Annotated in this window: 1 protein-coding gene; it reads right to left on the bottom strand. The window is 65.8% G+C overall.

Annotation, left to right across the window (positions count from 1 at the left end; genetic code table 11):
• Window positions 1–330, bottom strand: a 330-nt coding sequence (locus FY251_RS22115; protein ID WP_187367511.1) for an NAD(P)-binding domain-containing protein, incomplete at its 3' end; no start/stop codon positions are given.
• Window positions 331–392 lie beyond the last annotated feature (62 nt).

Below are 392 nucleotides of genomic sequence, written 5' to 3'. Positions count from 1 at the left end.
GACCTGGGGCGTGGCTCCGGCGTCCAGTTCGTCCTCGATGGCCTCGTAGACGGCCGGCTGAATCGTGTCCGGGACGAGCATCACGACGCGGTCCGCCTCGCCGGCGGCCACGTCGGGCGTCTCGACGCGGAGACCCGCGTCCTCGGCGTCCGCCCAAGACGACGAGTCCTCGCGGAGGCCGACAATTACGTCGACGCCGGACTCGTGGAGGTTCAGCGCGTGGGCATGGCCCTGTGAGCCGTAGCCCAGCACGGCTACGGTCTCATTGTCGATAGTCGATACGTCAGCGTCCTCGTCGTAGTAGACTGTTGTGGTAAGTTCGTCAGACATCTTTCTCTAGTGTTTTCGGGCCGCGTTCCAGTGCGGCGGCCCCGGTTCGCACGATCTCCTGC

It is taken from the genome of Haloferax sp. KTX1 (assembly GCF_902410085.1).
Classification (GTDB): domain Archaea; phylum Halobacteriota; class Halobacteria; order Halobacteriales; family Haloferacaceae; genus Haloferax; species Haloferax massiliensis.
This window is presented reverse-complemented; position numbering and strand designations above follow the sequence as displayed.